6 protein-coding genes are annotated in these 5111 nt (G+C 48.1%); 3 read left to right on the top strand and 3 right to left on the bottom strand.

Annotated elements, in window-relative coordinates; all coding sequences use genetic code 11:
• Positions 1 to 1176 (top strand): acetyl-CoA carboxylase biotin carboxylase subunit family protein (locus ACEW8P_RS16475; RefSeq protein WP_373514170.1); only part of this gene is annotated, 1176 nt, incomplete at its 5' end.
• A 47-nt stretch (positions 1177 to 1223) separates the two neighbouring features.
• Here the strand turns inward: ACEW8P_RS16475 and dinB are convergent.
• Together dinB and ACEW8P_RS16465 are read right to left on the bottom strand one after the other, a co-directional pair.
• Entirely contained in the window at positions 1224 to 2288 is a 1065-nt protein-coding gene (dinB, locus tag ACEW8P_RS16470; RefSeq protein ID WP_373514169.1) for a DNA polymerase IV, read from the bottom strand.
• Entirely contained in the window at positions 2285 to 3265 is a 981-nt protein-coding gene (locus tag ACEW8P_RS16465) for a zinc dependent phospholipase C family protein (protein ID WP_373514168.1), read from the bottom strand. Before ACEW8P_RS16465 ends, dinB begins: the two co-directional genes overlap by 4 nt.
• A gap of 243 nt (positions 3266 to 3508) precedes the next feature.
• Between ACEW8P_RS16465 and ACEW8P_RS16460 the strand changes: the two genes are divergently transcribed.
• Entirely contained in the window at positions 3509 to 3913 is a 405-nt protein-coding gene (locus ACEW8P_RS16460) for a Dabb family protein (RefSeq protein WP_373514167.1), read from the top strand.
• Positions 3914 to 4020: 107 nt separating this feature from the next.
• Here the strand turns inward: ACEW8P_RS16460 and ung are convergent, their stop codons facing one another.
• Positions 4021 to 4686, bottom strand: coding sequence for a uracil-DNA glycosylase (gene ung, locus ACEW8P_RS16455; RefSeq protein ID WP_373514166.1), 666 nt, complete (start codon positions 4684 to 4686; stop codon positions 4021 to 4023).
• A 93-nt stretch (positions 4687 to 4779) separates the two neighbouring features.
• Between ung and apaG the strand changes: the two genes are divergently transcribed.
• The coding region (apaG, locus tag ACEW8P_RS16450; RefSeq protein ID WP_373514165.1) for a Co2+/Mg2+ efflux protein ApaG at positions 4780 to 5111 on the top strand (332 nt) is incomplete at its 3' end.

The following is a 5111-nucleotide window of genomic DNA, read 5'->3' as shown; positions in this document are numbered from 1 at the left end:
TTTAAGGGAAACGACTTTCTGCAAGCCTGCAAGGAGGCGGGCAATACCGTTTATTTGCTGACCGCCAAAAAACTCGAAAATCGGGAATGGGTGCGTGATTCGATTGATGAGTTCTTTTTTGTGGAAGAAAATGAACATGGCAATTACGACATGCACAATGTGATTGCCGGACTAGCCCATGTCATGCGGGCCCAAGCCATCGACCGCATCGTAGCTCTCGATGACTTCGACGTGGAGAAAGCCGCCATGTTGCGTGAGACTTTCCGGATTCCGGGGATGGGCCAAACCACCTCCCGCTACTTTCGTGACAAGCTCGCCATGCGTACTAAAGCCGCCGAAGCGGGTATAAAAGTACCGGGTTTTTCGGCTTTGTTCAATGATGCCGCCATCACCGAATTCATTCAAACACATCCTGGTCCGTGGATGATCAAACCCCGTTCGGAAGCTTCTGCCACAGGCATTAAGAAACTTCACACCGATAGCGAGTTGTGGGACGCCATTAATTCATTGGGCGAAAGACGGCACGAGTACCTGGTAGAACAGTATAAGCCCGGTGACGTATTTCACATAGATTCTTTGTCTTTCAATGGTCGGGTGATTTTTTCTTGGGCCAGTCAGTACATTGCACCACCTTTCGACGTGGCGCACGGGGGGGGCATTTTTCGTTCAGTGACCGTTCCTTTCGATTCTGCCGAGTGGCACGCATTGGAGACCTTGACCGTAGACGTACTTAAGGCTTTCGGCATGAAGCATAGTGCTTCGCATACCGAGGTGATCCGCTCCTCTGATGACGGACAGTATTACTTCCTGGAAACGTCTTCCCGAGTGGGCGGAGCACACCTGTCCGATATGGTGGAGGCCGCTTCGGGTATCAACCTTTGGAAAGAATGGGCACGGTTGGAAACAGCAGTAGCGCGGGGAGAGGATTATAAAACGCCGCGTCCCAACCGCAAGTATTCCGGCATCATCATCTCGCTGGCTCGCCAAGAGTGGCCTGATCACGCCGTTTTTCAAGACACAGAGGTAGTTTGGCGCATGAATCAGGAATTTCACGTAGGTTGCGTAGTGCGTTCCGATAGCCGGGAGCGAGTATTGACCCTTCTTGCGAATTACGCTGAGCGGATCAAAAATGATTTCCATGCCTCAGCGCCTGCGCCGGATAAGTCGGTGCATTAACCCTTCGGCTCCGCTCAGGATGACAGACAGGGTTCCTTTGGAGTAATTCAAAAAGTCAACGTTAATTGCTTGCCTTCATAAGGCTGAGAGTCTTCAAGGTTGGAGAGGGAAACGCCGAGGAGTCGGACGGGTAGTGGAAGCGGAAAATTTTCTTCAAGAAGTCCAAAGGCCAGGCTCTCGAAAAACTTCCGCTCCCTGATAGGCAAGAAGGAAGAACGGCTGCGGGTGAGGGTTTGGAAATCGTTTAGCTTGATTTTTACCGTGACCGTGCGGCCATAAATACGAGTTCGATCCACCCACTGCCAAACATCTTCAATAAGCGGAATCAGCCCGCCCTGCATTTCCGCTAGTGTATCAAGGTCATGCTCAAAGGTGTTTTCGGAGCCTACCGATTTGCGGATGCGATCCGGTTCGACAGGGCGGTCGTCCAGCGCCCTTGCGATGCGGTAGTAGTAGCCACCTGACTTGCCAAAATGCTGCCTTAGAAACTCTTCCGTCTTTTGTCGCATATCAGAACCTGTCGTTATACCCAGGCTGTGCATTTTCTGCGCCGTAACGCGGCCAATACCATGGAATCGCTCGATGGGTAGTTGGGCGACAAACGCCTCGCCGTCTTCGGGTTTGATAACAAAAATACCGTCGGGCTTTCGGTGGTCAGAAGCAAGTTTTGCCAAGAACTTATTGTAAGAAACCCCCGCTGATGCCGTGAGCCGGGTAGTTTGTCGTATTCGCTGACGAATTTCATTGGCGATATGAGTGGCCGACTTCATTCCTTTCAAATTCTCGGTCACGTCAAGATAGGCTTCATCTAGCGAAAGTGGCTCGATGAGCGGAGTGTACTCGGCGAAAATCGCTCGGATTTGGGCTGAGACCTGCTTATAAACGTCGAAGCGGCTGCGCACAAATATCAACTGCGGGCACTTATGCTTCGCTATGCGTGAAGCCATCGCCGACCGCACTCCGTACTTTCTGGCCTCGTAACTAGCCGCCGCCACTACACCCCGGTCACCGCCGCCGCCCACTGCCACGGGCTTGCCCCGCAACTCGGGATGATCGCGTTGCTCTACCGACGCGAAGAAGGCGTCCATATCAATATGGATGATCTTTCTCAATTATCTCCTTCTGCTCTTACTTTGAAAAGTCGCTGTAGCCAAGTTTGTTGCTCATTGACTATTTGAACTTTATCGGCTTCGCTGAATTTAAAATTAGCCAGTGAGCGCAGGTCGGGTTGCCCGGCGTTTACCCAGGAGGTGTACCAAAGATCGCTAACCATTTGTACCGAGTTTTTCATTTGTCTTTCGACCTGTCCTTCCAATGCCTCGTTGTACTTAGCGGTGAATTCATCGGAATAAGTTCTGACAAGTACCTTGTTTCTTTCTACGAAAGTGAATTTTCGGTCAGCTTTGAAATCCTTACTAAGTACTTTCTCGAATCGAAGCACCGAGTCGCTGGCGGCGTGAGCCTGGGCCACCGCGCCCCAAATCGCGCGAGCTGGATTTTCAATGTAGTTGGCGGTGCCAATCCACAATTCGTAATCTTCGGCGTATTTCTCGGGGATTCTCGATTCCCAGAAGGCGTGAATGCCTTCTTGTCCGGTAAGTTGGCCATTGTAGTTGCGCGTCGTGTGTAACGGCACGTTCGCATCGGCGACGTAATGGCCCAAATCCGCTGAAATGCGCAGAATTTTAGCAGCACTCTTATCGCGCATGGCTTCGGTAAGTTGAAAAACTGCCGTTTGCACGTACCACGGCACAATTCCGTGCATCCGTAAGCTGTCTTCGCCGATTTTGTCCTTCGCTTGATTCCAATAGAGTGGGAGGGTAGTCAAGGCACTGTCTCCGTACACATCGAGATCGATAAAGTGCCGCTCGGCTTCGCCCACTACCGCGTAGCGGCGGCGGTCAGGGTTGACAGCATTTTCGGTGATATAATCAATATTCTTTTTATAAAAGAACTGCATTTCCGGTGGTAGCCGGAACACCGCCAATCGGTTAATTCGCTTGTGCGCCCAGAAGCCCCACTGTGGTTGAACGGCTTCTGCTTTGGCAACCATGACGGCTAAGAGCAGCACAGAGAGTGATATCTTCAAGTCTTTACTCACGGATTATGCGAATAGTCCATAAAATTGGATAATTATAAAAATAGATGCAAATCCAAATATGCAGAATAATATTTTGTAAAAAGATTAATACAATGTTTTTTGTATTGTTATTTTACATATTCGCATATATTATTAATAATAAATATTTAAATAATACAATATGATAAACTAATTGTAGTTTTACTGCGTTATAATGTCATCCTGAAAAAATAGAAATTTCCGATAGTGAATATGAAAACCAAAAATAAAACATTAGGCTACCTGATCCCGGTCTTCATCCTGGGATTATTTATGCTAATCATTTATGGGGCTTACACGCCGCACCAGCAAGCCGAAATGCAGAGGATTGTCTGCGTAAAGTTCAAGGCTGATACGCCCGCCGCTGAGATTGAAAAACACATGAAGGAATTCGCCAACCTGCGCCGTCAAATTCCTGCCATCGTAGGGTACACAGGTGGGAAAGTACTAGACGAAGAAAATTCCGCCCAAGATTTCGACGTGGTACATTACCTTACCTTTCGTAACGAAGCTGGTATCGAAACATACGATAAACATCCCAAGCACAAGGAATTTATCGAGAACAATAGCCCTTATTGGGATAAAGTACTTGAACTCAATTCGGACATTGAGAAGTAGATAATCCAAAATTGATGAGGGCGAACTATTCGATATAGTTCGCCCTTTTTTTATCGAAAGTCGATTGTAAGATTGTAACGGCGCATCGGCCCGACAGTCGATAACTTCTACCAAGTAATCGGCTCTTTACCCATTTTCTCTAAATACGCATTGGTCTGGCTGAAATGCTTGCTGCCAAACCAGCCGCCCCATTTGGCCGCCATAGGCGAGGGGTGCTTAGCTTTCAGGACATGGTGCTTAGACTCATCGATGATTTTTCCTTTGTCTTGTGCGTATTTTCCCCACAGCAGAAACACGATATTTTCCTTCTCGTCATTGATAAGCTGGATTACGTCGTCGGTGAAAGTTTCCCATCCTTTTTTTTGGTGAGAACCTGCCTCCCTTGCCCGTACGGTAAGTGTGGCATTGAGGAGCAAAATACCTTGATCGGCCCATCTTTGCAGGTTACCTGATGCGGGAATAGGAATGCCAAGGTCTTCATTGACTTCCTTGAAAATGTTCAATAACGAAGGCGGCTTGGGAACACCGTCGTTTACCGAAAAACACAGCCCGTTGGCTTGTCCCGGTCCGTGGTATGGGTCCTGTCCCAGGATTACAACCTTACATGCATCGAAGGGACAGGAGTCGAAAGCGTTAAAAATTAATCCGCCAGGCGGATAGACCGTGTGTGTTTTGTACTCTTGCTTAACAAATTCTATAAGCTCCTCAAAGTAAGGTTTGTTGAACTCGTCTTGCAACTTTTCTTTCCAGGATTCTTCGATAGCAACATCCATAAGGTATGGTTATAGGAATTAAATTAGGGGTGAATTTGTATTTGTAGACAGCAAAGTGCTATTTTCGTTATTACAAAATAATCCTGCCGGACTATGGTTTCAGAAGTAACAGAGGGTGTTAAAGTTTCGGTTTTGACCGAATTCCAACCGACTTATTCTAATCCGAGGCAGGCACATTTTGTTTTTACTTATAAGGTGATAATTGAAAATCACAGCGACCACACGGTGCAACTCCTACGCCGCCGATGGCTCATTCACGATGCCAATGGCCTTGTGCGCGAAGTGGAAGGCGAGGGCGTCATCGGTCAACAGCCTGTGTTGGAACCTGGCGAAATTCACGAGTACGTATCGGGTTGTAATCTGCGAACCCATCTTGGCAAAATGGCTGGTACATATCTCATGGAGCGGACTGTAGATGGTCGGCA

Source organism: Persicitalea sp. (assembly GCF_041751555.1).
Classification (GTDB): Bacteria; Bacteroidota; Bacteroidia; order Cytophagales; family Spirosomataceae; genus Persicitalea.
The sequence above is the reverse complement of the archived record's forward strand: the minus strand, read 5'-3'. Positions and strand labels throughout refer to the sequence as shown.

Bases quoted from the DNA above. Each gene is read 5' to 3' on its own strand.
- ACEW8P_RS16460 (WP_373514167.1), top strand. From the start codon at position 3,509: ATGAAAACCAAAAATAAAACATTAGGCTACCTGATCCCGGTCTTCATC.
- ung (WP_373514166.1), bottom strand. From the start codon at position 4,686: ATGGATGTTGCTATCGAAGAATCCTGGAAAGAAAAGTTGCAAGACGAG.